This window comes from Citreicoccus inhibens, from assembly GCF_019039035.1.
GTDB lineage: Bacteria > Myxococcota > Myxococcia > Myxococcales > Myxococcaceae > Citreicoccus > Citreicoccus inhibens.
Window position 1 is genome coordinate 129,222 of the sequence record NZ_JAHNZT010000017.1, and the last position, 24,307, is coordinate 153,528.

Here is a 24,307-nt window from a genome sequence, read left to right on the forward strand (position 1 = left end):
CCCCGTGCGCCCTGTTAGTGAAGGCGCCGCATGGGGACAGCCTTCATCACCGGAGCGGGCATCCGCGTTGGAAGCGCGGTAGCCCGCGCCCTCGGTCGCGCCGGATATGACCTGGCGCTGCACGCCCACCGCTCGGTGGCGTCGCTGGAGTCCCTGGCCACCGAGCTGCGGTCGCTCGGTCGCCAGGTGACCCTGTACTCCGCCGACCTCGCGGACCCGGATGCGGTGGATGCCCTGGGCGCGCGGGTGCGCCAGGAGCATCCCGCCCTGGACGTGCTGGTCCACAACGCGGGCCTCTTCGAGCGCATCGACTTCGCGTCCATCTCCCGAGCCGCCTACCGCCGGATGCTCGGGGTGAACCTGGACGCGCCCTTCTTCCTCACCCAGGCGCTGCTGCCGTCGCTGCTCGCGGGCAAGGACCCGCTGGTGGTGCACCTGACGGACATTGGCGGCGAGCGGCCGGTGAGTCAGTACGCGCACTATTCCGTGAGCAAGGCCGGCCTCATCATGCTGACCCGCGCGCTGGCGGTGGAGCTGGCCCCGCGCGTGCGCGTCAACGGCATCTCGCCCGGCACGGTGGCCTTCCCCGAGGACTTCGACGAGGCGGCGCGCCACGCCATCCTCCAGCGCATCCCATTGGGGCGCGAGGGCAGCGTGGAGGACATCGCGCGCACGGTGGTGTTCCTCGCGCGCGAGGCCCCGTACATCACGGGGCAGATCATCGCCGTGGATGGCGGCAGGAGCGCGCAGCTATGAGTGACACCCCCTTCGTCCTCCCCTCGGTCACCGACGCGCAGGGCCGTCCGCTGGATGTCATCGAGGTGCGCGGCCTCACGGTGGACTGCATCGTCGGCATCTACAACCGCGAGCGCGTGGCACCGCAGCCGCTGCGATTGGACGTGGCGCTCTTCCTCGACACCCGCAGCGCGGCGGTGGGCGGGAAACTCGCGAGCACGGTGCACTACGGTCGGCTTCTGGGAGAGCTGCGCTTCCTCCTGGAAGCGTGCCGCTTCGAGCTGCTGGAGTCCGCGGGCGAGGCCATCTGTCGCTACATCCTCGCGCCGCCCACGCAGGACGCGCCGCGGGCCCAGGTGCACGCCGTCACGGTGCGCATCACCAAGCCAGAGGCGCTGCGGCGCCTCGCGGTGCCCTCGCTCCAGGTGCACCGCTCCGCGCGCGAGATGAACTATGTGGTGGAGGAGAAGCACTTCGGCCGGGTGGACATCATCCACGAGGGCGCCAACTACGGCGTCTATCGGCTGCGCGTGAAGCCCGGCGGCTTCATCCCCACGCATCGGCATGAGCGGATGGAGGAGAGCGAGCTGATGATCGGCCCGGGCCTCCTGCTCCAGGGCCGTCCCGTCGCGCGAGGCATGGCCTTCCTCTGGGCGCCGGGCTTCGTGCACCGCTACGACAACCCCACCTCCATCGAGCAGACCGTCCTCTGCGTGGACCGGCCTCGCTTCATCCCCTCGGATGAGGTGGAGACCGAGCCGCCCGCGGGAGGGCTGGTGCCCGCGGTGGGGACGTCCTTCTATCCGCACGAAGAGCCCGCCACGCCGCCCAGCTCGGACGGCCACGCGTGAGCGGGCCGGTGGGCACGCGCAAGGTGCTCGTCACGGGCGGCGGCACGGGCATTGGCCGCGCGGTGGCGGAGCGGCTCTTGCGCGAGGGCGCCCAGGTGGTGCTCACGGGGCGGCGCGCGCACGTGCTGGAGGATGTCGCGCGCGAGTATCCGGGGCGAGCCTTCGCCTTGCCGTGTGACCTGTCCTCGCCCGAGGCGCGCGAGGGACTGCTCGGCCGCGCCGCGACGCTCCTGTGCGGACTGGATGGGTGGGTGCACAGCGCGGGGCAGGCGGTGCATCAGTCGCCGGGCCACATCGACGAGGCAGCGCTTCGCTCGCAGCTCGAAGTGAACCTGGTGGCGCCGCTGCGGTTGGGTGAACAGGCGTTGGAGGTGCTGGAGCGTGGAGGCGCCATGGTGTTCGTGGCCTCCACGTTGGCGGTTCGCCCCATCGTCACCAGCGCGGTGTACAGCGCGGCGAAGGCGGGGCTGCTTCAGGTGATGCGCGTGCTGGCGTTGGCGGGAGCCCCGCGACAGGTGCGCGCCAACGCGGTGCTGCCCGGCGTGGTGGACACGGAGATGGTGCGAGCGCCGCGCCTGGAGCCGGGGGAGGCTCCGCTGTCCGCGACGGAGCGGGCGGCGCGGGTGGCGGCGCAGCTCGATGGGCTGCGCGCGTTGCATCCGCTGGGACGGCTCGGGTCGCCGGGGGACGTGGCGGCCGCGGTGCATCAACTGCTCGGCGCGTCCTGGGCCACCGGCACCGAGCTGGTATTGGACGGCGGGCTGCTCCTGCGCGAGTAGTCCGCGGCATGAAGCGAGCCTCGGCTCGCGTGAAGGAAGCGGGATGAATCTGGACAGGAGGACACAACTCTTCGTCGTGCTCGCGGGATTCTTCGTCACCGCGCTGACGCTGGGCGACATCATCGGCCCGAAGCTCTTCGAGGTGCACCTGGGCTCCATCACCGCGGTGATGTCGGCGGGCATCCTGGCGTTCCCGGTGACGTTCGTCCTCACCGACATCCTCAACGAGTTCTACGGGAAGAAGGCCGCGCGCTTCATCACCTGGGTGGGCTTCTCGATGGGCGTCTTCGCCATCGTGGTCATCGCCGCGTCCGTGCGGGTTCCCTGGGCGCCCTTCACCACGAAGCCGGGCTACCCGGGCGCGGTCGAGGCCGCCTACAACAACGTCTTCGGCGGCTCGCAGCGCATCCTCTTCGCGTCCATGGCGGCGTACCTGGTGGGCCAGTACACCGACATCGCCGTGTTCAATCTCCTGAAGCGTGTCACGCGCAACCGATTCCTCTGGCTGCGCGCCACGGGCTCCACCGCGGTGTCTCAGCTCATCGACACCGTGGTCATCCAGTTCTTCGCGTGGTGGGGCGTGCTCGAGGTGCCGGTCATCCTCGACATCATCTTCAGCTCGTATGTCGTGAAGCTGCTGGTGGCCATTGGACTGACGCCGCTCATCTACGCGGGCCATGTGCTCGTGGAGCGCAAGCTCGGGATGGCGCCCGTGGTGTTGGGCTCGGACGGGGAGCCCGTTCCGGACGCGGGGGCGGTGACAGCGTCCACCATTTGAGCCAACTGCTTGGGTTGAGAGAATTTCAGACGACGAGAGGCGCGTCCGACGTCAACGCGTGCGCGTTGAGTGGGGACGCAGTTTTCGTGGACCCAACGGATGAGCCCATGGAGGGAGCGTCCGCGCGGGGCCGGCACGTGCGTTGCTGGGGCCGGGCACGCGGTCCAGTGCGCGATGCCAGGGGGCAGGCGCGAGCCGCGAGGGGCTGCGTCATGTCGCGCAACGTGCTGTGGGCATACGGTCACTTCTCCGACAACGCGCCCAGGTCCATCATGGCCGACGTCCAGAACATCGGGACCACGGCCTTTGACGTGGTGGTGCTGCCCTTCCTCCACGTCCAGCCCGACGGCGTGCTCCACCTCAACGACACGCCGGTGTCGCAGCTCTGGTCGGGCCTGCCAGACGCGCTCCGCCAGCTCAAGACGGGCTTCCCCATCCGGCGCAAGCTGCTCGTGTCACTGGGGCCTTTCCAGGCGGACTTCACCGCCGCCACGCGGGACCTGAAAGGCTTCGCGGAGCGGCTCGCCGACTTCCTCGCCACCTATCACCTGGACGGGCTGGACCTGGACTTCGAGGGGGACTTCTCGGACCCCGCCAACGTGGACCGCATCGCGGGCATCGTCAATGCGTGCCATGAAATGGCGGCGCGCCCGCTCATCACCTTATCTCCCTTCAAGGACACCGCGTTCTGGGCGGGGCGGCGCGGCGTGTTGTCTCGGACCACCACGCGGACGGGCAACAAGGTGAGCTGGCTTCACGTGCAGCTCTACGCGGGTGAATACAACACCGCGCCCTCGGGCTGGGCCACGCGCTTCCACGCCTGGGCGCGCGCCGTCACCGAGGGGCCCAACCGCATCACCGAGGCCGACGCTCCCGCCTTCCTCGTCCCAGGCTGCAACGCGGAGACGTACTCGCCGCAGCAACTCACCACCGCCATCGCGGCGGTCCGCGAGCAGCACCCTGCGATGGGGGGCGCGTTCGTCTGGAACTACGACGCGTTCGTCGCCCGAGCCAGCGTCTGGGCGACCACCATCCGTGGCGCGCTGAGCCCCTAGTCACCACCCGCTCCATGGCGTGAGGGAATGGCCGCGGCCTCGCGCGGAGTGTCAAAGACTCGCGGTCTCTATGTGATGAGGCTATAGAAATCCCGTCAGGGGGAAATTGCCATGTCCTCGCGTCCGCATCGCGAAGCAGTGACTGCCTTGGTTTCACCTGAGCCGGGAGAGGCTCCGCCGCGCGTGCCGGGGAAGCGGGGGCGGCTCGAAGCCGTGGATGCCGCACGAGGCACGGTCATGATGTTCGTGTTCCTGGCGCACTTCGCGGATGCGTATCTGTATCCGCTGGGGGGCGCGGCGGAGCACCTGCGAGAGCGGTTGTATCTGCTCACGATGATGGCCTCGCCGGGTTTCATGCTCATCAGCGGGCTGATGCTGGGGTTGTTGTATGCGCGGCGGCGAGGACGCTTCGCGCCGCTGCGTCGTCAGCTCCAGCGGCGCGCGCTCTTCCTGCTCACGGTGGGGCACCTGGTCATCGTCCCGACGTATCGCCTCTGGGCGGAGCATCCCTGGTGGGCCGTGCGGGTGATGCCGGTGACAGACACCATCGGGTTGGCGTTGTTGTTGGGGCCGTTCGTCATCTCGCGGTTGAGTGCTCGGGCGCGCGCGGTGCTGGGGTTGCTCCTGTTCGCGGGGAGCTGGGCGCTCAGCCTGGGCTGGTGGCCCGAGGCGATGCCGCTGCGACTGCTCAAGGAAGTGCTCTTCGGCCAGCGCGAGCTGAGCGTGCTGCTGACGTGCTTCCCGGTGGTGCCGTGGTTTGGCGTCTACCTGGGCGGCACCGTGCTGGGCGAGTGGTTGGGCACCTCGCCTCGGACGGAGGAGGTGGCGGGGCGCTTCCAGCGGGTGGGGCTGCTGGCCGGGACGCTGGGCGTGCTGCTCGTGGGGCTGCACATGGTGATGAAGCGGGTGGGCGGCGGTCTGCTGGGGCAGGACCTCTTCGGGGCCCTGTACTCGCTCACGTCCCACTCGCAGAAGTATCCGCCGGGGCCCGCGTATGTCGCGCTGTACGGCGGGGCTTCGCTGTCCACGCTCGGCTTGCTGATGCGCGCGGAGCAGACCGGTGTGCTCACGCGCTATCTGCGGTGGGCGGCCGTGGTGGGGCGCCACTCGCTGATGGCGTTCATGCTCCAGTACTACGTGTACTACGTGGGCATCCACGCGCTGCGCCTGCCGTACTTCCGGCTGTGGCCGCTGCTGTTCGTGGCCACGGTGGCGGTGTTGTGGGCAGTGCTCTGGACGTGGGATGCCCGCGAGGCGGGGGCGCGGCAGCCGGAGCCGCTGCCCACCACGGGCGGGCGCGCCTGAGCGAGGCTCCTCGCCGCCCCATCAGGCGAGGCTACTCGCCGCCCTCATAGATGCAGCCGCTGGTGCAGGTCTCGCGAACCATGATGCGCGAGAGCTGGGGCAGGGTGGGGCGCAAGCGCTGCCAGATCCACCGGGCGAGGTTCTCGCTCGTGGGGTTCTCCAGGCCCTCCACCTCGTTGAGGTAGTAGTGGTCCAGCCGGGCATGCAGGGGGGCGAAGGCCTCCTTGATGTCAGAGAAGTCCATGACCCAGCCGGACTGCTCGCCCACGGGACCGCGGACGTGCACCTCCACGCGATAGCTGTGCCCATGGAGCCGACTGCACTTGTGGCCGGGGGGCACGTGGGGAAGCCGGTGGGCGGCCTCGAAGGTGAATTCCTTGAAGATGTCCAAGGTGTCTCCTGACAGCGGGCGCGCGAGTAATCACGGCGCTGCACCTTGCGTCAAGGCACGCGCGCCGAGCCGGTCCGCCGTCCACCGCTCCAGGGCGCCGGGTTGGGTGCCAGTGGGGCGGGCTGCCCCTGGCTCGCCGAGACGTGTAGAGTGGGGCACCCTCACCCTCTCCCCCCCACGTCCCCACGTGCCGTCCTCGTCGGAATCCGCCTTCGGCATCGTCCTGGTCCCGCCGTCCTCGGCTGCCCGTGAGCCACTGAGCGAGGCCGCCGGGAGGGCCGGGCTGCACGTGGTGGACAGTCCGGATGACGCCGCGCTCGCCCTGGTGGACCTCACCGCGCCCGGCTGCGGTCCGGCGGTGGTGGAGCTGCTCACGTCCTTCAACGGGCCCCACCTCACCTTGCTGGCCCTGGTGGACCCCGGAGAGCGCGGCTTCGCGGCGGTGGAGACGCTGCGCCCCGCGGACATCCTCACCCCCCAGGGGCTTTCCAGCGAGCTGACGTGGCGCCTGCAGCGCGCCGCCGAGCGCCACCGCGAGCGCGAGGAGCAGGCGCGGAGCCAGACGGACCTGGCGCTCCTGCTGGAGCTCACGGCCGACTACGCGGAGAGCTCCGACGTGGAGGCGCTCCTCCACGGCGTCACGCGGCGTCTGGCGGAGAAGCTGGACATCGCGCGCGCCACGCTGGTGATGCTGGGCGGCTCGCCGGGCGAGGGCGTCATCGTCGCGGCCAGCGACGACCCGGCCCTCAAGGACCTGCGCATCGAGCTGGCGCGCTACCCCGAGATTCGCGAGGTGGTGCGCACGGGCAAGCCGGTGGTGATGCAGGAGGCGGCCACGCATCCGCTGCTCGGGGACGTGGAGCGCCGCGCCGTGGCCGCGCGAGGCATCCACGCCATCGCCGCGCTGCCGCTGCCCATCCGGGGCGAGGTGCGCGGTGTGTTGCTCCTGCGCGCCGCGGGACGGCGCCGGGCGTTCAGCCCCCGGGAGATCGACTTCCTCACCACCGTGGCCCACGCCACCGCCGTGGCGCTGCGCAACGCCTCGGTGCTCCAGAAGGTGCGAGGCCAGACGGAGGCGGAGAAGACCGCGCGCCTCGCGGCCGAGGAGAAGGCCGCCTCCTTCAAGCCGTACCAGCTCTTCTTCGCCCACGTCAGCGAGGGCGTGGCCATCCTCGACGACAAGGCCTGCGTGTTGTCGCTCAACCCCTCGGGCGCGGCGATGCTGGACCTGCCCGCCGCCGAGGCGCGAGGGCGTCACCTGCACCAGGTGACTCAGCCGGTGGATGACGGCGTGTTGATGGAGTTGGTGACGTCCGCCGCGCGGGGCGAAGCGCGCTCGGGGGTGGACGTGGTGGTGCGCACGGCGGCGGGGCGTTGCCTCACGCTGTCCATGTCCGCCGCGCCGCTGCGCGACGAGGACGCGGCCACCATCCTCTCGTTCCGGGACGTGACGCACGCGCGCAAGCTGGAGGACGAGCTGCGCCAGACGAAGGACTTCCTGGAGCGGCTCATCGACTCGTCGGTGGACGCCATCATCGCCGCCGACCTCAAGGGCCGCATCATCCTGTACAACAAGGGCGCCGAGGCCATGTGTGGCTTCAGCGCGCAGGAGGCCCTGGCCCACCTCACCGTGGAGCAGCTGTATCCGCCCGGGGTGGCCCGTCGCATCATGGCGCAGCTGCGCAGCCAGGAGCATGGCGGCCGCGGCCGGCTGTCGCTCGTCCGCCAGGAGCTGGTCCACCGCACCGGCGAGCGCGTGCCGGTCAACATGACGGCGTCCATTGTCTACGAGGGCGGGCGCGAGTCCTTCAGCGTGGGCATCTTCACGGACCTGCGAGACCGCGTGCAGTTGGAGCGCAAGCTGTCGGACGTGGAGACGCGGCTGGAGGAGAGCGAGAAGAGCGCGGTCATCGTCGCGCTGGCGGGCACCGCCGCGCACGAGCTGAACCAGCCGTTGACGTCGGTGATGGGGTACGCGGAGTTGCTGAAGCGCAAGCTGAAGGAGGAGGACTTCGCCTACCGCCCCGTGGACATCATCTACCGGGAGGCGGAGCGCATGGCGGAGATCGTCCGCAAGATTGGGAAGATCACCCGCTACGAGACGAAGTCCTACGTGGGGGCGCAGCAGATCCTCGACCTGGACAAGGCGACCTCCCATGAAGAGTGAGACCCTCGCCATGCGTCGGACGGGAGGCATTCCGCCCGAGTCCTTCGAGGCCTTCTTCGATGCGTTGGACGAGCCCGCCGCCATCTGCGACGCGGCCCTGCGCCTGACGGTCATCAACGAGTCGTTCCGCCGCTTCTGCGCGGACCGGGACCTCACCCTGGAGCAGCTCACCCAGGCGCTCGCCACCGTGGATCCGCCCGTGGACGGCGCGACGTGCGACGTGGAGTTGCCGCTGCCCGGTCCGCACGCGGTGGTGATGACGCTGTCGCGCCGCGCGGAGACGGTGGCGGTGCGCGCGCGCACGGAGCCGGAGCTGGCGCGCGGCCGGCTGGTGATGGCCGAGCGTGCGCTGCTGGAGCAGGCGCGCACCGAGGGCGTGCTGCTGGACCTGGGCCGCAGCGTGGCGGAGGCGGGCGGCGAAGAGGAGCTCGTGGCCGCCGTGGCGCGCGGCGTGAAAGAGCTGTTCCCCGGTCGCGCGTTCTGCATCCGCATCGTGGATGCGCGCACGGGTGGGCTCACGTCGCTCTACGCCGAGGGCCGGTTGAAGGAGGGGGCCCACGAGCCCCTGGTCCTCTTCCAGCGCGCGGTGGAGAAGACGAACCTGTCCACCTCGGCGCTGCCCGTGGGCCGGGTGTCGGTGGCGCAGGAAGTGCCGCTGCTGTTCCACGGGAGCACGCGCGCGGTCAGCGCGCCCCTGGTGGCCAGCGGTCAGCTCTTCGGGGCCATCAACATGGAGTACCCCGAGGGCTTCGACGCCGACGACGCGCATGACGAGCGCGTGCTGCTGCAACTCGCCAATCAGGTGGCCGTGGCGGTGAAGAACGCGAAGCTCATCGACGAGCTCACGTTCGTGCGCAAGTACCTGGAGGAGCTGCTGGAGAAGGCCAACGCCCTCATCCTGGTGGTGAATCGGGACCGGCGCGTGGTGGTCTTCAACCAGGCGCTCAGCGCGCTCACCGGGCTGCGCAAGGAAGAGGTGCTCGGCAAGGACATCTTCTCGCTCGTGCCCGAGGCCGAGCACATGCGCGTGGCGCCCATCATCGCCTCGGCGATGCGCGGCGAGTCGGTGAACAGCTTCGAGACGCGGCTCCTGGCGAACGACGGCGGCGAGGTGCGCGTGTCCTTCGCCACGTCGTCCATGCTCACGCAGCACGCGGAGGTGGAGGGCGTCATCGCCATCGGGCAGGACATCACGGTGGTGAAGGAGCTGGAGAAGCGCATCATCCACGCGGAGAAGCTGGCCTCCATCGGGCAGCTCGCGGCCAGCGTGGTGCACGAAATCAACAACCCCATGACGGCCGTGGCCACGTACGCGGACGCGCTGCTCCAGCGCTCGCGCACCACGCCGGGCGCCAACCCCGCGGACCAGGAGAAGCTGAAGAAAATCCTGGAGAGCAGCCACCGCATCCTGCGCTTCACGCGCGACCTGGTGAGCTACGCGCGGCCCGCGCAGGACCGGCCGGAGCGGGTGGCCCTCAACGCGGTGGTCGACATGGCGGTGGGCTTCTGCGAGCACGTGGTGACGCAGGCGCGCGTCAACGTGCACCGCGACTTCGCCGAGCTGCCGCTGCTGTCCGCCGTGCGCGCCAACCTGGTGCAGGTCTTCGTCAACCTCATCACCAATGCCTGCCACGCGATGGCGCCCGGCGGCTCCGTCTTCCTCAGCACGCGCCGCGAGGAGCAGGAGGCCGTGGTGACGGTCCGGGACACCGGCACCGGCATCGAGGCGCGTCACCTCACGCGCATCTTCGAGCCCTTCTTCACCACCAAGCCGGAGGGGAAGGGCACTGGCCTGGGGCTCTCCATCTGCCAGGGCATCGTGGAGAACCACGGCGGTCGGCTCACCGTGCAGAGCACGATGGGCGAGGGCACCACGTTCATCGTGAGACTGCCCCTGCCCGTGGACTGAGCGGGGCGGCGGGGCTCAGTCCTCGCCCGCCTCGTCATCCAACTCGCGGGTGAACTCCTCCTTCGACAGCAGGCCCTTGCGCGCCATGATGCGCATGAGCGCCCAGAAGCGGCGCTCCAGCTCCTCCAGCCGCTCGGGCTCCTCGCGCGCCTGTCCGAAGAGGTAGTCCAGGTCATCCAACACGCCGCCGGAGCTTCGCGGGCGCGCGGCGGGGGCCTGCTCCCGGCGCTGCTTGCGCTGTGCCTCGCGCTCCCGGATGAGGTCCGCCAGCGAGGTGCGCTGGGTCTTCTCTCCGGCGGGCAGCTCCTCGCCGACGATGACCTCCTCGTCATCCTCCTCCTCCAGCACCGTCACGGGGCGCGCGGCGGGTCGAGCCACCGCGGGCCGCGCCGCCACGGCGGTGCGCTCCGGTGCGCCGGGCCGGGGCGCGGAGGTCACCGGCACCCTGTGGTAGTAGCGGAGGATGGCGCTGCGCACCGCCGACAGCGCCGCCACGCGCGCACTCACCTTGAGTCCGGTGGTGAACTCCATCTCCTCCACGGCCGTCACGTTGAGCGGGTCGCTCAGCGCCACCACGAGCTGTCGGCGCCCGCCCACGCTCTCCAGCGCGAAAGGGAACAGGTCGTGCTGCTCACAGAAGCGGGCACGCAGCATGTGCACCGCGGCCCAGTCCGGGGAGATCGCCGCCAGGTCCACCTGCGGGATGCCCAAGGCTTCGCTCAGGGCTTGCGCCAGGGTCGCCTCGGTGATGGCGCCCTGTGCGATGAGCGTCACCCCCAGTCGTTGCCGGGTCTGCCGCTGGGCGGCGAGTCCCGCCTCGAGCTGCGCGGGGCTGATCGCCCCTCGCTCCACCAGGAGTTCTCCAATGCGCTTCCGGGCCATGGTCCGCGCGCATACCATGCCCCGGCGCTCCTCCCCAGTCGTCCGCCCCCCGGCTGTCCGACGGTTGGGAATGCGCCAGCGCAGGTGTCCGATGGTTCAAGGACAAGAGGCACTTCAGCGCAAAATTCCTGTGAGATTTCAGGGTGTAACGCGAGCCGCGCTGCCTTGACACACCCAGGGGTGGTTCCTAGACTCGCGAGCACCGTGATTCTTTATTCCTGCCGTGGGCCCGAGTGGACGTCCACTGGGTTGGCGGCAGGCCGGAGCGGCCCGGGAGTCCGGGGCGCACCGCCCATCGGAGGCCATCAGTGATGAACCTGGGGTTCGTGACCAATCTGCCCGTTCTGGCGAACGCGGGCGGCGCCAACGAGACTTTCATCGAGGAACTGGGTCGTCGTTGGGAAGCCGGCCAGGCCGGTATGTACCCCATCGCCATCTGCCTCGTCATCGCGGTGGCGATCATCATTGAGCGCAGCCTGGTGCTCTTCATGAAGTCCTCCATCAACAAGGAGGGCTTCCTGCGTGGCCTGAAGAAGCACATCTACGCAGGTGACCTGGACAAGGCCATCAACTACGTGGCCGGCCAGAAGGCCACGCCGCTGACCAACGTCATCAAGGCCGGCTTGATGAACGTCCCGAAGGGGGAGGACGAGGTCCAGGCCGCCCTCGACGAGGCGAGCCTCCGCGAGACGCCGAAGCTCGAGGCGCGCACGGGCTACCTGGCCATGCTCGGCAACGCGGCCATGCTCTCTGGCCTCCTGGGAACGGTGAACGGTCTCATCACCTGTTTCGAGGCTGTGGCGAACGTGAACCCGGCCGACAAGGCGACCATTCTCGCCAACGGTATTTCTGAAGCCATGAACTGCACGGGTTTCGGTCTGGTGACGGCCATCCCGGCGCTCATCGCCTTCTCCGTGCTGATGGGCCGCACCCAGGCCCTCATCAACGACGTCAACGAGACCAGTGTCGCGGTGCTCAACCTCATCGTGGCCAACCGGGACAAGTTCAAGAACCTGAGCGTGCCGGTCTCCAAGGACGAGGAGTAGTCCGAGGAACCTGGAGCGTGGGCGCGCTGTCTGGAGTCCCAGTGGGTCTCTGATCGCGCGCCCTGAGTCGTTCAATCACCAGCACGGTCTCAGGAGGATGTCGCCATGGCCGGCGGAATGGACCTCGGCAACTCGGGCAAGGGTGGCAAGAAGCCGCTCGACGTTGCCATCAACCTGGTCCCCTTCATTGATTTGATGGCAGTGACCATCAGCTTCCTCATCATGACGGCCGTCTGGACCCAGATTGGGCGGCTCCAGGTGTCCCAGGCGGGCGGCGCCTCCACGGAGGAGCAGCAGGAGGAGGAGAAGACCAAGACGGTCCAGCTCACCCTGCTCGTCACCCCCACGGAGCTGCGCCTCACCGCGGATCAGAGCGCGTTCGACCCCATCCCCATTACGCGGGATGACAAGGGCCGTCCGGACCTGGTCAAGCTGGTGGCGCGCTTCAAGGAACTCAAGGCGCAGTTGCCGGATCAGACGGCCATCACGCTGCAGACCGAGGACAAGGTCCGTTACGAGGACCTGGTCCGCATCATCGACGAGTGCATCGGGTCCGGACTCCCTCAGGTGTCCGTCTCCGCGGCGATGGGCTAGGAAACGGAGCCCTCACACACCATGGCCATCAAGGTTCCTGGCAAGCGGTACGGCAAGCGGCTCGAGCACTCCAAGGTCTTCGGCCACGGCGGTCACGGGAAGAAGAGCGGGTTCGCGGACCTGCTCATCACCCCGCTCGTCGACATGTTCGTCATCATCGTGCTCTTCCTCATCGCGAACTTCTCCGCGACGGGCGAGGTGCTGATGATGACCAAGGACATCCAGCTTCCCGAGGCGGCCAACGTCAAGGAAGTGGAGATGCACCCGGTGGTGATGGTGTCCAACGAGCAGGTCAGCGTCTCGGGCACCATCGTGGGGCGCGTGGATGACCTCACCAAGGACGAGTACCTCAACATCCCCGCGCTGGAGGAGCGGCTCCGTGACATGCGCAAGCAGTTCGAGGACCTCCACTCCATGGCGAACAGCACGGATGGCTTCAAGGGTGACGTGAACATCCAGGCCAACAAGGACGTGGAGTTCCGCATCATCAAGCGCGTGATGTTCAGCTGCGCCACCGCGGGCTACAACAACATCAACTTCGCGGTGCTCCAGCGCGGCGGTGCTTCCGCTGACGGCAAGCCCGGCGCGGCCCCGGCCAAGCCGTAGTCCCGCGACGTCTCGGTCCTTCAGGACGCCCTGGCCCCAGTGGGTCGGGGCGTTCGTGTTTCCACCCCCTGGAGTGCTCCGGGGAATACTTCAGGAGTTCCTCTCGCCATGCACCTGCGCGCCGTCCTCTTCGACCTCGACGGGACCTTGGTGGACTCGCTCGGAGACATCGCTTGGGCGATGAATCGCGCGCTCGCCCACCACGGCCTGCCCATCCACCCCGAGCCGGCCTACCTGCGCTTCGTGGGCGAGGGCGTGAAGCAGCTCGTCCGCCGGGCGGTGCCCGAGGGGCGCGAGGACATGCACGCGCCCGTCCTGGCCACCTACCACGCGGAGTACGACGGCCACCTGTTTGACCGGACGCAGCCGTACCCGGGTGTGCACGCGATGCTCACCGCGCTCGCCGAGGATGGCGTGCGCCTGGGCGTGCTGAGCAACAAGTCGGATGACTTCGTGAAGCGGCTGGTGGCGCGGCTGCTGCCGGGCGTGGGCTTCGCCGCGGTCTACGGCGAGCGGGTGGGGGTGCCGCGCAAGCCGGACCCCACCGCCGCGCTGGCGCTGGCCGAGGAGCTGGGCGCGCGGCCCGAGGACTGCGGCTTCGTGGGGGATACGCCCATCGACATGGACACCGCGAGCGCGGCGGGCATGTTCTCCGTGGGCGTCACGTGGGGCTTCCGCACCGAGGCGGAGCTGCGCGCCCATGGTGCCCGGGCCGTGGTCTCCACCGCGGAAGGGCTCCTGGCGGCGCTGCGCACGGCCAGGAGCTGAGGCGCGGCGTCAGGCCGCCATCGCGATGTTCACGCGCTCAGGGGCCGGCGACGGCCGCTTCCCGAGCTCGCGCAGCGTGCGGTAGTGGGAGCCGACCGCGTCCATGAAGGTCTCGGCCTCGGGGTAGGTGAGCCCGTGCTTCAGCGCGGTCTCCCGCACGATTTCGCTGATGGCCGGGTAGTGCACGCTGCACACCTTGGGGAACAGGTGGTGCTCGATCTGGAAGTTGAGCCCGCCCACGTACCAGCTCAGCAGCTTGTTCTTCCGGGCGAAGTTCGACGTCGTCTGGAGCTGGTGCACCATCCAGGTGTTCTCCACCTTGCCGCTCGCGTCAGGCAGCGGGTGCTGCGTCTCCTCCACCACGTGCGCGAGCTGGAAGACGATGCCCAGGATGCCGCCCGCCGTCAGGTGCATGGTCAAAAGGCCAATGAGGAACTGCCACCACGTGACGTGCAGCACCAGCACCGGCACCACCAGGGACCACGTGTAGTACACGGCCTTCATCGCGAAGAGGATGGCCCACTCGGAAGCCGGGTGCTTCTTGCCCTTGTAGGGGCCCAGGTCCTTGGCGAGGAAGTACTTATAGTCCTTCACGAAGACCCAGAAGATGGTCGACAGGCCGTAGGCGAAGAACGCATACAGGTGCTGCACGCGGTGGTACGGCTTCCACTCCGCATGCGGTGACAGTCGAAGCTGCGGGCTGACCGTCAGGTCCTCGTCCACACCGATCAGATTTGTATAGGTATGGTGGATGACATTGTGGGTCAGCTTCCACATGTAGCCATTGGCGCCGAGCAAGTCGAACACGAGCCCCGCGGCCAGATTCACGCGAGGGTTGTCGCTGTAGGCCCCATGCAGGCCGTCATGCGCCACGGAGAAGCCCAATCCCGCGATGCCCACGCCCATCACCACGGCCATGCCAAGCATTGCCCAGGGGCCAAAGGCGTTCGTGAGCAGCAGGCCGTAGGTTCCGAAGGTCAGCCCCAGCAGCAGGAAGGACTTCACCACCATGGCGGTGTTGGCCTTCTGCGACAGATTCCGGCTCTCGAAGTACTCCGCGACGCGGCGCTTCACCTCCTCTCCGAAGTGAGTGGCGTCGCCGTGGGCAAAGGTCACGCGGGCAGGGGTGGTCACTGGTAGAGACGCCTCACTGGAGAGGGACTGCGGGACGAGGGGGTGGGCGCGTCGGTTCGCGCCCGTGGCGGAGGATACGGCACTTCGCGCCAAAGTGTTTACCAGCAGGAACATTTCTAATTCTTTCCATCGGGCTCGCTCGGCTGTCCGGTGGTAGACGCAGGGCGCAAAAGGGCGGGCAAGCAGGCGCTAGTTCCAGGGGCGTGACGCAGGCGCGTCAGGCGTGCGCGGAATGCCCGAAATGAACGGTTCGCGAAGCGTGTTTCCCGAATCGACCACGGCTTGACATCCACGCGGGGAAATCGAGTTCGGGGCGGGTTCCTGCCTCGACTTCACACCCGTTCGGGGTTAGAGCCTCGGTCGACGCTTCGTCACGGGAGCGGGCAGACTGGCGATGAACGCCCTAAGAGCACTGGCAAGGAAGCAAGATTATGGCGAGTGGTACCGTGAAGTGGTTCAACGATGCGAAGGGGTTCGGCTTCATCACGCAGGACAGCGGTGGCCCGGACGTGTTCTGCCACCACACTGCGATCCAGGCTGACGGATTCCGCACCCTGGCCGAGGGCCAGAAGGTGGAGTTCGACGTGAAGAAGGGCCCCAAGGGCCTGCAGGCGGAGAACGTCCGCCCGGTCTGAGCCCCAGGGCTCGGCTGCACGTCATGCATCCGCGAGGCCCGGCTTCCCTCGAGGCCGGGCTTCTTTTTTGCTCCTCATCCTCCGGGAGGGTCCCATGCAGGGAAGGTCCACGAAGCGTCAGAAAGAGTTGGCGCGCCAGCAGCACCAGCGAGAGAAAGAAGCGAAGAAGAACGAGCGCGCGAAGGAGAAGTCGGAGCGCCCCACGCGAGGAGTGGGGGAAGAGGATCCGGATATCGCCGGAATCATCCCCGGGCCGCAGCCGCCGCTTGAGTACTGAGCGAGCCGTGCTGGCCCATGAGCGAGTGCCGGCCGTCAGCCCCCGAGGGAGCTGACGCCGGCCCACGCCGCGCGACTCACCGACGCACGGTCACTGCTTGTCGATGGAGGTGGCGACGTTCTCCACCTTGCCGTCCTTGTGGTGCTTCACTTCGAAGCTCGTGCGGACCTCCTCGCCCATCTGGAAGTCCTTCTTCAAGTGGGACTCGATGCGCTCATCCTTCTTGAGCTTCTTGCCCGCCAGCTGAGTCTCGTGCGTCACCTTCACCGGAATGGCGACGCCGTTGTCGCCCTCCAGGAAGAGGCTGTCGGACGACATCCCGAGCACCTTGGCGGTCATCTCCTTCTTCTCGCCCTGCATGGAGGAGCCGCTCGGCGCGGTCGCGCTGGCGCCCCCCGTGCCCATGCTGGAGTCCGAGGGCGTCTGGCTGCTGCCTGAGCCGCCCATGCCGTTGGACATGTCCTTGGCCTTGTCCTTGGCCTGGTTGGCGCTGTCCTGCGCCTGGCTGGCGCTGTCCTGCGCCTGATTGGCGGCGTCCTGCGCCTTGTCCGTCATGTCCTGCGCCAGCGCCGTGCCGCCGAGCATCAGCCCCGTCAGCAGTCCCACCGTCGTCAGCTTCCGCAAGGTCGTCCCTCCTGATGCGGCGACAGGTGTCGCCAGTCAGCAGGATGGGCACCGGCATTCCGACGCGCCGCTCGAGCCTGCCCGGCCTCCCCCGACTCCAGGGAGGCCGGCGGCCCGGCTCATGCGTCAGGCGATGCCGAAGCGCTGCTTCTCCCGGGCCTCGGCCCGGTTGAACGCCGTGGCGGCGGCGATGATGTGGCAGAGCCAGCCCAGCATCCCACCCGTGCCAATCCAGAAGCCCGGCGTGACGATGAGCCAGAAGACTCCGCGAAGAATGTCCCCATTGTAGATCTGGCCCACGCCGGGGATGAGGAACGACAGCAAGGCAGCCATTCCGGGACGCGACATCGTTCGTGATCCTCCTTGCTCTCTTCTACGGACCCGGCCCCCAAGCCATTGCACGCGGGTGGACAGGGCACGCCTGCCCGCCTGCTGACCGGAGGGCAGGTGCAACGTTGATGCACCCCGGCTAGCATGCGGCGCGTTCTACCTGTCGGGTCATACGGCGGGGGGCGCGGGGGGACGCGTCATCAGCGAGCAGCGGCAGGCAGTCATGTCGGCGTGGAGACGGAGCGGCCTCGTGCAGGGGCTCGCGCTGGCGGGGGTGTATTTCGCCTCGGCCCGACTGGGGCTGTCGCTGTCCACGGTGAGCGGCAGCGTGAGTCCGGTGTGGCCACCCACGGGGGTGGCGCTGGCGGGGCTGTTGCTGCTCGGCGTGTCGCGGTGGCCGGCCATCTTCCTGTCGATGTTCGCCGCGTCGTGGCTCAACGACGCACCGCTGCTCACCACGCTGGGCATCGCCACCGGCAACACGCTGGAGGCCGTGCTGGGCGCGCTGGTGTTGCAGCGGGTCGGGTTCTCCCGGGAGCTGGCGCGGGTGCGCGACGTCGTCGCCCTGGGGCTGGGCATGGCGGTGTGCACGTGGGTGAGCACCGCGATGGGCACCGTGAGCTTGTGGCTCGGGGGCGTGTTGCCCCTGGAGGGCTTCGCGCACGCGGCCTGGGTCTGGTGGGTGGGCGACCTGATGGGAGCGTGGGTCGTGGCGCCCTTGCTGCTCCTGTGGCTGGAGGGGCGGTGGACGCGGCCCTCGCGCGAGGCGTGGGTGCTCGCGGGCCTCACCGGGCTGATGTGCGTGGCCGTGTTCCTCACGGGGCGGGTGCACTCCAACACCCACGCGACGGCCTTCCTCTTGTTCCCGTTGTCGGCGTGGGCCGCGCTGCGCTTCGGGCCTCGGGGCGCGGTCACCGCCACGCTGCTCATGTCGTCGGCGGCCATCGTGGGCACGGCGCGGCGGTTGGGTCCGTTCACCTCGGGGGACGTGACGGAGGACCTGCTGGTGCTCCAGCTCTTCGTGGGGGTCACGTCGCTCACGAGCATGCTCCTGGCCGCCAGCACCGCGGAGAAGCGGCGCGCGGCCGAGCAGCTGGAGTTGCTCGCCACCACCGTGCGCGGTGTGCACGAGGGCGTGCTCATCAGCGAGGTCGTCACGCCGGGTGAGCTGCGCGCTGTCTTCGCGAACGAGGCCTTCTGTGAACTGCTGGGGCGCAAGCCGGAGGACTTGCTGGGGCGCTCGCCGCATGCGCTGCACGAGGCGGCGGACGAGGACTCCCAGCGGCACATCATGGAGGCGCTGTGCGAGGGGCGCTCGGTGCGCGCGGAGGTGTCGCTCTCGCGTCCGGATGGTGGGCGCGTGCGCAGCGAGATGCAGCTGTCTCCGGTGCGCGCGACCGGCGCCGAGGTGACGCACTTCGTGGCCACGCATCGGGATGTCACCGCCACGCAGGAGCTGCAGTCGCGGTTGGTGGCCGCCGAGCGTGTCGCCGCGGTGGGCATGCTGGCCGCGGGCGTGGGGCACGAAATCAACAACCCGCTGGCCTATCTGGTGCTCAACCTGGAGGCCGCGGTGCGCAGCCTGGGCGAGGGCAGTCTCCCCGGCATGCGCGATGCGCTGGGCAGCGTCCGAGGGGCGCTGGAGGGCGCCGAGCGCATCCGGCTCATCGTGAAGGACCTGCGGGTGTTCAGCCGCCAGGGGGACCCGGACCGCGCGCTGGTGGACCTCAACGCGCTCGTGCCCCCCGCCGTGCGCATCATCAGCCATGCGCTGCGCCACCGCGCTCGGCTGGTGGAGGAGTTCGGGCCGGTGCCCAAGGTGCTGGGCAGCGAGGCGCGGCTGGGGCAGGTGCTCCTCAACCTGCTGGTGAACGCCATGCAGGCCATCCCGCAGGGCACGCCCGCGCTCAACGAGGTGCGCGTGCGCACGAGCACGGATGCCTCGGGGCGCGCCCGCGTGGACGTATCCGATACGGGCAGCGGCATCCCCGCGCAGGTGCTGTCGCGCATCTTCGACCCGTTCTTCTCCACCAAGGCCAGCGGCGAGGGGCAGGGACTGGGGCTCGCCATCTGTCAGCAGATTGTCCGAGCCCATGGGGGCGAGCTGCAGGTGAGCAGTGAGCCCGGGGCGGGCTCGGTCTTCACCATGCTGCTACCCGCGGCGCCCGCGCAGACCTCGATGGTGTCCCGGCCTGGGGCGCGGAGCCATGGCGCCCTGGAGTCGTCACGGCTCACGAGCGGCGGGCGGCGCGGGCGCGTGCTCATCGTGGATGACGAGCCGCGGCTGGCGCAGTCCATGCGCTTGTTGTTGGAGCCCTACCACGACGTCGTCACCACCACGCGCGGCAGCGAGGCCATGGCGCTGGTGTCGGCGGGCCACCGCTTCGACATGGTGCTGTGTGACCTGCAGATGCCGGAGACGGATGGCATCGGCGTGTACCGGCACCTGGCCTCGATGGCGCCCGCGTTGGCGGCGCGCCTCGTGTTCATCTCGGGCGGGGCCTACACGCCCGCGGCGCGCGACTTCCTGACCGAGGTTCCCAATCGGGTGCTGGAGAAGCCTGTGCGGCCAGAGGTCTTGCTGGCCGCGGTGGAGGCCGCGCTCACGGGCGAGCCCACCGCGCATGATTCGACGGGCGTGGCGGTGGGCGCTCGGCACTGAGCGCGGTGGGAGAGGCTCAGACGCGCAGCCAGCGGCGCGCGGTGGGGCCAGCGAAGCGAATCAGGCCACCAATGAGGAAGAAGCGCATCGTGCGGCCGATGATGGCCGCGAGCAGGAAGCGCTCCATCGGGACGGACACCAGCCCGCTGCCGATGGCGACGACCTTGAACGGCGTGGGCAGCACGGTGCACAGCAGGGAAAGAATCCAGAAGTTGCGGCCGAGCAGCTCTCCCACGGTGCCGGAGATGCCGAAGCGGTCCACGTGCATGTTCAGGTCGATGTGCAGCAACTGGGCGATGCCCTGACCCACGAGCGAGCCCAGCCCGTAACCAATCAGCCCGCCCACCAGGCTGGCCACGGTTCCGAGCAGGCAGTAACGCACCCACTTCTTGGGCTGGGCCAGCACCATGGGCACCAGCACCGCGAAGGGCGGGATGGGGAAGACGGAGCCATCCACCACCGCGACAACCATCATCGCTGCCAGGGCATGGGGCGTGGCGGACATGGCCTCCACGCGCAGATAGAGGCGGCGGTACCAGGACAGCTTTTCAGGGCTGGCTGTCGTGGCGGAAGGGGTCGAGGTCGTGGGCTGCGACATGCGGGGGCGCACCCTAGCGGAACCGGGACCGGTTGCCACCGTCCGTGCGTCACAACCCGTCCGCCCGGTCGGCCTGCCTGCCCGCTTCCCTTGTCAGCGGGACGACACGAAGGGCACACGGCCGACCGAGCCTTCCATGCAAGGTCTAGTGCGCCTGGGTGGCGCTCCGCTCCGCGGGGTCGCGCAGCCACTGCGCGCACTCCTCCGGGTGGGTGAGGGGGTACAGGTGGTCCGCGCTCGGTACGCGCTCCCGCGTGGCGTGGGGGAGCAGGGCCTGGAGCCGCTCGCTGCATCGGTGGGCGGAGGCCGTGCTGGCGGTGCCGACGAGCAGGCGCACGCGCACCTCCGCGCCCAGCGCGCGCAGGGCTTCCGATGTCCCGGTGCCGGCCAATGCCTCGGCGACGAGCGGCCCTGGCTCATCGAGCAGCTCGGATTGACGTGTGGGCGGCAGGTGCTCGAAGCCCGTGGGGCCCTGGGCGCGGCGCGACACCATGTTCCAGAAGGCTCGGCGTGCCCTGCGCGGCTGACGCAGTCCGTTCCACGCGAGCATGGCGAGGAAGTCCGCGCGCGCACCCGGGGTGCTGTCTCGACTGGCGCCGAAGGGCGCTTCGTAGAGCACGAGCGCTCGCGGGGTGGTGCCACGCTGGGCCGCGGCCTCGAGGGAAATCAGTCCCCCGCTGCTCCAGCCGAACACGGTCGCGGGCGCGTCGAGCGTCGACAAGACGCATTGCAGGTCGCGTGCATGGCGGGCCAGGGAGAGGTCGCGGCTCTTGCCGAGCGTGCTCGTGCCCCAGCCCCGTCGGTCGTACAGGAGGACGCGGTGGGTTCGCGCCAGGGCCTGGGCGAGTGGCCACAGCGCGCGTGCGCCCATCCCCGTGCCGTGGACGAGCACCACGGGAGCGCCCTGGCCCAGGACGAGGAGGGACAGGTTCGCGCCGTCATCGGTGGTGAGCCGTGAGCCCGTGGGCAGTGCCGCGTTCATGCGCGACATGCTGCATGAGCGCGTACGTGTACACAGGGCCTTTCGCGAGGCCGGCGTGCTTTCTCCATGAAGCGCCCGGATGAAATCCGGATCCGTGCGGAGTGCGCCGCCGTGGGCCGCGCTCCGACGATGACGCGTGGGTCATGCCGGAGCGCGCGGACTTCAGTGGAAGCTCACCGTGGCGCGTGCGAGCGCGAGCCAGGAGTTGCGTTGGGCCGGCTCCTCCAAGGGCGCGACGTCATGGTGTTGCAGGTAGCCCGCGAGCCCCACGCCGAGGAAGGACGTGGTCCACCAGCGCACCGCGACCGCGCCTCCCGTCGTGCCGCCTCGCGTGACGTCCGCCGCGCCACGTCCGAGCCACAGCCGCTCGACGCGCGCCGCGACCTCCACCGCGCCCTCTGGGACGGAGTCGAGCGAGAGACTCGGCGCGCCCTCTCGCGCGAGGGGCCAGCCTTGTCCGTCTCCGCGCGGCTGGCCGAGGACGACCCAGGACACCTCCAACGAAGCGCCCTGGCTGCGCAGCGTGGGGAGCGCCTCGCGCGGTGTCGCGGGGTTTCCGTCCGTGTCGCGCGCGCGCCGTTCCCACGCCGCCGCGCCCTCCGCGAGGACCCGGACCGCGCCCACGTCGACCCGCGCGTGGGCCTCGACCACGGAGCGCGGACCTGACACGGGCGGCGGACGGTAGAAGGTGAAGCCTTGCGGTCCGGTGCCTCCAATGCCGGGGCGGTCGAAGGCCCGCTCGACGTGCACGCCCGCGCCGGCGCGCAGCCCCCAGGACGCGGCGGCGTCTCCTCGCGAGCGGCCCCATCGCCCATCCACGCGCGCGTCCAGCGCGGGCTGGTTGTTGTCATTGCCCAGCGGGCTGCGAGAGCCATTGCCCACTCGAACCCAGGTCTCCAGCGGGAGTCCCTCAGGTGTCCACTGCGCCTCCAGCCCGAGGTCGCGGCGAGGCCAGAAGGACTGGGCCACCAGCGACAGCTCCGGGATGGGCAGCGCCTCGATGCTCTCGTCATGGGCGCTGATGAACAGCGGCGTCTTGGCGTAGCCCATCGAGAGGCGCAGCCCCTTGCCGGGGCGCACCGCGAGGTAGGCATCCACCAGCGCGGGCTTCTCCTGCGCCCACTCCGCCGCACCGATGGCGGTCATCCAGGGCACTGGCTGCGCGATGACGCCCAAACGGAGTCTCGCCAGCGCGACGTTGTCGAAGCCCTCGACGGCGGAGCCGTGCTGCCGCCAGTCCACCTCTCCGACGAAGAGGGGGCGCAGCCCCAGGTCCGCCGCCAGCGCGGGCGCGCTGACGAGTCCGAGCACCACCAGCCATGATGCGCGCATTCAGTCCACCGGGATGATCTGCAGGAAGTGCGTGCTGCCGTTGGTGGAGTCGCCGTCGTGGTCGGCCACGAACAGGCGCCGGTTCTTGGCGTCGTAGGCGGTGCCGCGAACCTGCTGGAAGCCGCCTGCGAGCACATGGGCCTCGCCCGTGAGGGGCGAGATGCTCAGCACCGTGCCCTGCTTCGTGCCCGTGAGCAGCTCGCCTTGTGGCCCGAGCGCCAGGAGGTCGGGCTCGGTGAGGGTGGCCAAGGTCTTCAGCTCGGAGGGATTCGAGAGGGGCGCCTGGAGGATGCGGCCCGCCGCTTGATCCGAAATGTAGAGGGTGTCCTCCACGGCGAGGATGCCCACGGGCTTCTGGAGCGCGCCGATGATCTCCTTCTCCGAGCCGTTCAAGTCCAGCAGGGCGACAGAGCCCACGTTCACGTTGCTGTTGCGCACGAAGTACGAGTCGAACAGGCGCCCGTCCTTGGCGACGGTGAGTCCGATGCGGCGGTGGTTGGTGGCCAGCTCCGGCACGACGCCGGTGGTGCCGTCGGGCCTGGCGAAGAGGACCGCGCCCGCGGTGCCGAAGCCGAAGCGGACCGTGACCAGCGTGCCGTCCGCGAGGCGGACAATCTCACCCAGGTTGGGGCTGTTGGGCGGCGCGTCGGGCAGAGCCACCGCGAGCGAGACATCCTCGCCATCGCGATACTTGAGGATGCGGTGGTTCTTGTCGTCGGCGATGTAGAGCGTCTGGTGGGTGTCGTCCCAGAACAGGCCGTTGGGGTCTCCGTCCAGCGCGATGGCGCGCGGGCCGCGCTCGATGGGGACGGGGGGCGGAGTCTTCGTTGACTCGCCGCAGCCCGCGAGAAGCAACAGCATCCAGGACAGTGGGCGAAGGATTCGCATCCTGAGCCTCTACCACGAGGCGCGAAGCGCTCCGAGCCTCCATGCGACGCAGCTCGTGTCTCGCACGCCCCCCGAGGGAGATGCTCAGACATGGCTCGCCGACGTGAAGACAGGCTGTCGGGTGATGGCCTGGGTCATCACGCGCACTTCGATGCGTTGCGCCGCGGTCGCCCGCCGGAGGTTGCGTCCGGCGGGCGGTGCGCTCGCGGCGGGCTCACGCGAGGTCGAACAGCAGGGCCTCCAGGGGCTCGGTGGCGACCAGCTCCAGCCGAGACTCGTCCGAGACGGCGACGCCGTCACCGGCCTTGAGCGCCACGCCGTTCAGCGTGCCAGCTCCGCGCGCAATCTGAACCCAGGCGTGACGGCTCGGGGCCAGGGCGTACTCGGCCTTCTCTCCCTTGCTCAGCAGCGTGCTGGACAACACCACGTCCTGGTGCACGGTGAGGCTGTTGTCGCGCGCGTCGGGGCTGACCACCACGCGCCAGTGGCCCTGGCGCTCCTGCTCCGTGAAGTGCTTCTGCTCGTAGGACGGCTTGAGGCCCTTCTGGTTCGGGAGGATCCAGATCTGGAGGAAGTGGACGTCCTCGTCCGAGCCGTTCATCTCGCTGTGCATGACTCCCGTGCCGGCGGTCATCCGCTGAACCTCGCCGGCGCGCAGCAGGCCCTGGCCTCCCGTGCTGTCGCGGTGCGCGATGGCGCCGCTCAGCGGGTAGGTGATGATCTCCATGTCCCGGTGCGGGTGCGTGTCGAAGCCCTCGCCCGAGGTGACCCGGTCCTCGTTGATGACGCGCAGGGTGCGGAATCCCATGAACTGCGGATCGAAGTACCCCGCGAACGAGAAGGTGTGGTGGGAATCGAGCCAACCGTGGTTGGCGTGACCGCGTGCTTCGGAGGGGCGAACGTTCAACATGGTGGGGTGCTCCTTTTCTGACCACCACAATGGGGGTTCGAACCCCATCTCGCCAGACGCGGAAACCGG

At 69.3% G+C, this 24,307-nt stretch carries 25 protein-coding genes; 15 read left to right on the forward strand and 10 right to left on the reverse strand.

What is annotated here, in order from left to right; all coding sequences use genetic code 11:
- Window positions 1–30: 30 nt before the first annotated feature.
- The 6 genes from KRR26_RS20655 (at window position 31) to KRR26_RS20680 (ending at window position 5,503) form a co-directional block, all read left to right on the forward strand.
- The gene (locus KRR26_RS20655; protein WP_217080617.1) at window positions 31–756 is read left to right on the forward strand and encodes an SDR family oxidoreductase; all 726 of its coding nucleotides are present in this window, start codon (window positions 31–33) and stop codon (window positions 754–756) included.
- Window positions 753–1,586 carry a dihydroneopterin aldolase gene (locus KRR26_RS20660; protein WP_120210509.1) on the forward strand — a complete coding sequence of 278 codons (834 nt, stop codon included), beginning with the start codon at window positions 753–755 and terminating at the stop codon, window positions 1,584–1,586. The genes KRR26_RS20655 and KRR26_RS20660 overlap by 4 nt, the downstream gene beginning before the upstream one ends.
- Window positions 1,583–2,365: an SDR family NAD(P)-dependent oxidoreductase gene (locus KRR26_RS20665; protein WP_217080618.1), complete on the forward strand. Its 783-nt coding sequence runs from the start codon at window positions 1,583–1,585 to the stop codon at window positions 2,363–2,365. The genes KRR26_RS20660 and KRR26_RS20665 overlap by 4 nt, the downstream gene beginning before the upstream one ends.
- Before the next feature lie 43 nt (window positions 2,366–2,408).
- Window positions 2,409–3,143 carry a queuosine precursor transporter gene (locus KRR26_RS20670; protein WP_217080619.1) on the forward strand — a complete coding sequence of 245 codons (735 nt, stop codon included), beginning with the start codon at window positions 2,409–2,411 and terminating at the stop codon, window positions 3,141–3,143.
- A gap of 212 nt (window positions 3,144–3,355) precedes the next feature.
- Window positions 3,356–4,198, forward strand: coding sequence for a glycoside hydrolase family 18 protein (locus KRR26_RS20675; protein ID WP_158611590.1), 843 nt, complete (start codon window positions 3,356–3,358; stop codon window positions 4,196–4,198).
- Window positions 4,199–4,309: 111 nt separating this feature from the next.
- Window positions 4,310–5,503, forward strand: a complete 1,194-nt coding sequence (locus KRR26_RS20680) for a heparan-alpha-glucosaminide N-acetyltransferase domain-containing protein (protein ID WP_120210505.1) — start codon at window positions 4,310–4,312, stop codon at window positions 5,501–5,503.
- A gap of 31 nt (window positions 5,504–5,534) precedes the next feature.
- On the opposite strand, the gene queD is transcribed toward KRR26_RS20680, so the two are convergent.
- Entirely contained in the window at window positions 5,535–5,894 is a 360-nt protein-coding gene (gene queD / locus KRR26_RS20685; RefSeq protein ID WP_120210504.1) for a 6-carboxytetrahydropterin synthase QueD, read from the reverse strand.
- 187 nt (window positions 5,895–6,081) lie between these two features.
- Here queD and KRR26_RS20690 point away from each other — a divergent pair, with 187 nt between their 5' ends.
- Together KRR26_RS20690 and KRR26_RS20695 are read left to right on the forward strand one after the other, a co-directional pair.
- The gene (locus KRR26_RS20690; protein WP_120210503.1) at window positions 6,082–8,061 is read left to right on the forward strand and encodes a PAS domain S-box protein; all 1,980 of its coding nucleotides are present in this window, start codon (window positions 6,082–6,084) and stop codon (window positions 8,059–8,061) included.
- 10 nt (window positions 8,062–8,071) lie between these two features.
- Entirely contained in the window at window positions 8,072–9,970 is a 1,899-nt protein-coding gene (locus tag KRR26_RS20695; RefSeq protein ID WP_120210502.1) for an ATP-binding protein, read from the forward strand.
- 15 nt (window positions 9,971–9,985) lie between these two features.
- On the opposite strand, the gene KRR26_RS20700 is transcribed toward KRR26_RS20695, so the two are convergent.
- Entirely contained in the window at window positions 9,986–10,852 is an 867-nt protein-coding gene (locus tag KRR26_RS20700; RefSeq protein WP_217080620.1) for a GspE/PulE/PilB domain-containing protein, read from the reverse strand.
- 311 nt (window positions 10,853–11,163) lie between these two features.
- Here KRR26_RS20700 and KRR26_RS20705 point away from each other — a divergent pair, with 311 nt between their 5' ends.
- The 4 genes from KRR26_RS20705 to KRR26_RS20720 all read left to right on the forward strand — a co-directional run bounded on the left by KRR26_RS20705 (window position 11,164) and on the right by KRR26_RS20720 (window position 13,866).
- The gene (locus KRR26_RS20705) at window positions 11,164–11,898 is read left to right on the forward strand and encodes a MotA/TolQ/ExbB proton channel family protein (RefSeq protein ID WP_120210501.1); all 735 of its coding nucleotides are present in this window, start codon (window positions 11,164–11,166) and stop codon (window positions 11,896–11,898) included.
- Window positions 11,899–12,003: 105 nt separating this feature from the next.
- Entirely contained in the window at window positions 12,004–12,492 is a 489-nt protein-coding gene (locus KRR26_RS20710) for an ExbD/TolR family protein (RefSeq protein WP_120210500.1), read from the forward strand.
- A 21-nt stretch (window positions 12,493–12,513) separates the two neighbouring features.
- Window positions 12,514–13,098: an ExbD/TolR family protein gene (locus tag KRR26_RS20715; RefSeq protein WP_120210499.1), complete on the forward strand. Its 585-nt coding sequence runs from the start codon at window positions 12,514–12,516 to the stop codon at window positions 13,096–13,098.
- Window positions 13,099–13,206: 108 nt separating this feature from the next.
- A complete protein-coding gene (locus tag KRR26_RS20720; protein WP_217080621.1) occupies window positions 13,207–13,866 on the forward strand; it encodes an HAD family hydrolase in 660 nt (219 codons plus the stop codon).
- Window positions 13,867–13,875: 9 nt separating this feature from the next.
- On the opposite strand, the gene KRR26_RS20725 is transcribed toward KRR26_RS20720, so the two are convergent.
- Entirely contained in the window at window positions 13,876–14,940 is a 1,065-nt protein-coding gene (locus KRR26_RS20725; RefSeq protein ID WP_233577503.1) for a fatty acid desaturase family protein, read from the reverse strand.
- A gap of 491 nt (window positions 14,941–15,431) precedes the next feature.
- On the opposite strand from KRR26_RS20725, the gene KRR26_RS20730 reads away from it, so the two are divergent.
- On the forward strand, window positions 15,432–15,635 hold the full coding sequence (locus KRR26_RS20730) for a cold-shock protein (RefSeq protein ID WP_120210496.1): 204 nt from the start codon (window positions 15,432–15,434) through the stop codon (window positions 15,633–15,635).
- A gap of 94 nt (window positions 15,636–15,729) precedes the next feature.
- Window positions 15,730–15,912 (forward strand): hypothetical protein, encoded by a 183-nt coding sequence (locus KRR26_RS20735; RefSeq protein ID WP_120210579.1) that lies wholly within the window; start codon window positions 15,730–15,732, stop codon window positions 15,910–15,912.
- A 90-nt stretch (window positions 15,913–16,002) separates the two neighbouring features.
- On the opposite strand, the gene KRR26_RS20740 is transcribed toward KRR26_RS20735, so the two are convergent.
- Both KRR26_RS20740 and KRR26_RS20745 read right to left on the reverse strand, forming a co-directional pair.
- Window positions 16,003–16,536 carry a hypothetical protein gene (locus KRR26_RS20740; RefSeq protein ID WP_217080622.1) on the reverse strand — a complete coding sequence of 178 codons (534 nt, stop codon included), beginning with the start codon at window positions 16,534–16,536 and terminating at the stop codon, window positions 16,003–16,005.
- 126 nt (window positions 16,537–16,662) lie between these two features.
- A complete protein-coding gene (locus KRR26_RS20745; RefSeq protein WP_120210494.1) occupies window positions 16,663–16,884 on the reverse strand; it encodes a hypothetical protein in 222 nt (73 codons plus the stop codon).
- 205 nt (window positions 16,885–17,089) lie between these two features.
- Here KRR26_RS20745 and KRR26_RS20750 point away from each other — a divergent pair, with 205 nt between their 5' ends.
- Complete coding sequence (locus KRR26_RS20750; RefSeq protein WP_120210493.1) at window positions 17,090–19,528, forward strand: MASE1 domain-containing protein; 2,439 nt, start codon at window positions 17,090–17,092, stop codon at window positions 19,526–19,528.
- Window positions 19,529–19,544: 16 nt separating this feature from the next.
- Here the strand turns inward: KRR26_RS20750 and KRR26_RS20755 are convergent, their stop codons facing one another.
- The 5 genes from KRR26_RS20755 to KRR26_RS20775 all read right to left on the reverse strand — a co-directional run bounded on the left by KRR26_RS20755 (window position 19,545) and on the right by KRR26_RS20775 (window position 24,238).
- Window positions 19,545–20,126 (reverse strand): YqaA family protein, encoded by a 582-nt coding sequence (locus KRR26_RS20755; RefSeq protein ID WP_120210492.1) that lies wholly within the window; start codon window positions 20,124–20,126, stop codon window positions 19,545–19,547.
- A 145-nt stretch (window positions 20,127–20,271) separates the two neighbouring features.
- Complete coding sequence (locus KRR26_RS20760) at window positions 20,272–21,108, reverse strand: alpha/beta fold hydrolase (RefSeq protein WP_158611588.1); 837 nt, start codon at window positions 21,106–21,108, stop codon at window positions 20,272–20,274.
- A 162-nt stretch (window positions 21,109–21,270) separates the two neighbouring features.
- Entirely contained in the window at window positions 21,271–22,440 is a 1,170-nt protein-coding gene (locus tag KRR26_RS20765; protein ID WP_120210490.1) for a porin family protein, read from the reverse strand.
- A complete protein-coding gene (locus KRR26_RS20770) occupies window positions 22,441–23,328 on the reverse strand; it encodes an SMP-30/gluconolactonase/LRE family protein (RefSeq protein ID WP_120210489.1) in 888 nt (295 codons plus the stop codon).
- A gap of 214 nt (window positions 23,329–23,542) precedes the next feature.
- Window positions 23,543–24,238: a pirin family protein gene (locus tag KRR26_RS20775; RefSeq protein WP_217080623.1), complete on the reverse strand. Its 696-nt coding sequence runs from the start codon at window positions 24,236–24,238 to the stop codon at window positions 23,543–23,545.
- Window positions 24,239–24,307 lie beyond the last annotated feature (69 nt).

Bases quoted from the DNA above. Each gene is read 5' to 3' on its own strand.
- KRR26_RS20705 (WP_120210501.1), top strand. From the start codon at position 11,164: ATGAACCTGGGGTTCGTGACCAATCTGCCCGTTCTGGCGAACGCGGGC.
- KRR26_RS20700 (WP_217080620.1), bottom strand. From the start codon at position 10,852: ATGGCCCGGAAGCGCATTGGAGAACTCCTGGTGGAGCGAGGGGCGATC.
- KRR26_RS20695 (WP_120210502.1), top strand. From the start codon at position 8,072: ATGCGTCGGACGGGAGGCATTCCGCCCGAGTCCTTCGAGGCCTTCTTC.
- KRR26_RS20730 (WP_120210496.1), top strand. From the start codon at position 15,432: ATGGCGAGTGGTACCGTGAAGTGGTTCAACGATGCGAAGGGGTTCGGC.
- KRR26_RS20710 (WP_120210500.1), top strand. From the start codon at position 12,004: ATGGCCGGCGGAATGGACCTCGGCAACTCGGGCAAGGGTGGCAAGAAG.
- KRR26_RS20765 (WP_120210490.1), bottom strand. From the start codon at position 22,440: ATGCGCGCATCATGGCTGGTGGTGCTCGGACTCGTCAGCGCGCCCGCG.
- KRR26_RS20660 (WP_120210509.1), top strand. From the start codon at position 753: ATGAGTGACACCCCCTTCGTCCTCCCCTCGGTCACCGACGCGCAGGGC.
- KRR26_RS20675 (WP_158611590.1), top strand. From the start codon at position 3,356: ATGTCGCGCAACGTGCTGTGGGCATACGGTCACTTCTCCGACAACGCG.
- KRR26_RS20670 (WP_217080619.1), top strand. From the start codon at position 2,409: ATGAATCTGGACAGGAGGACACAACTCTTCGTCGTGCTCGCGGGATTC.
- KRR26_RS20680 (WP_120210505.1), top strand. From the start codon at position 4,310: ATGTCCTCGCGTCCGCATCGCGAAGCAGTGACTGCCTTGGTTTCACCT.
- KRR26_RS20755 (WP_120210492.1), bottom strand. From the start codon at position 20,126: ATGTCGCAGCCCACGACCTCGACCCCTTCCGCCACGACAGCCAGCCCT.
- KRR26_RS20735 (WP_120210579.1), top strand. From the start codon at position 15,730: ATGCAGGGAAGGTCCACGAAGCGTCAGAAAGAGTTGGCGCGCCAGCAG.
- KRR26_RS20720 (WP_217080621.1), top strand. From the start codon at position 13,207: ATGCACCTGCGCGCCGTCCTCTTCGACCTCGACGGGACCTTGGTGGAC.
- KRR26_RS20770 (WP_120210489.1), bottom strand. From the start codon at position 23,328: ATGCGAATCCTTCGCCCACTGTCCTGGATGCTGTTGCTTCTCGCGGGC.
- KRR26_RS20750 (WP_120210493.1), top strand. From the start codon at position 17,090: ATGTCGGCGTGGAGACGGAGCGGCCTCGTGCAGGGGCTCGCGCTGGCG.
- KRR26_RS20715 (WP_120210499.1), top strand. From the start codon at position 12,514: ATGGCCATCAAGGTTCCTGGCAAGCGGTACGGCAAGCGGCTCGAGCAC.
- KRR26_RS20760 (WP_158611588.1), bottom strand. From the start codon at position 21,108: ATGAACGCGGCACTGCCCACGGGCTCACGGCTCACCACCGATGACGGC.
- KRR26_RS20655 (WP_217080617.1), top strand. From the start codon at position 31: ATGGGGACAGCCTTCATCACCGGAGCGGGCATCCGCGTTGGAAGCGCG.
- KRR26_RS20745 (WP_120210494.1), bottom strand. From the start codon at position 16,884: ATGTCGCGTCCCGGAATGGCTGCCTTGCTGTCGTTCCTCATCCCCGGC.
- KRR26_RS20775 (WP_217080623.1), bottom strand. From the start codon at position 24,238: ATGTTGAACGTTCGCCCCTCCGAAGCACGCGGTCACGCCAACCACGGT.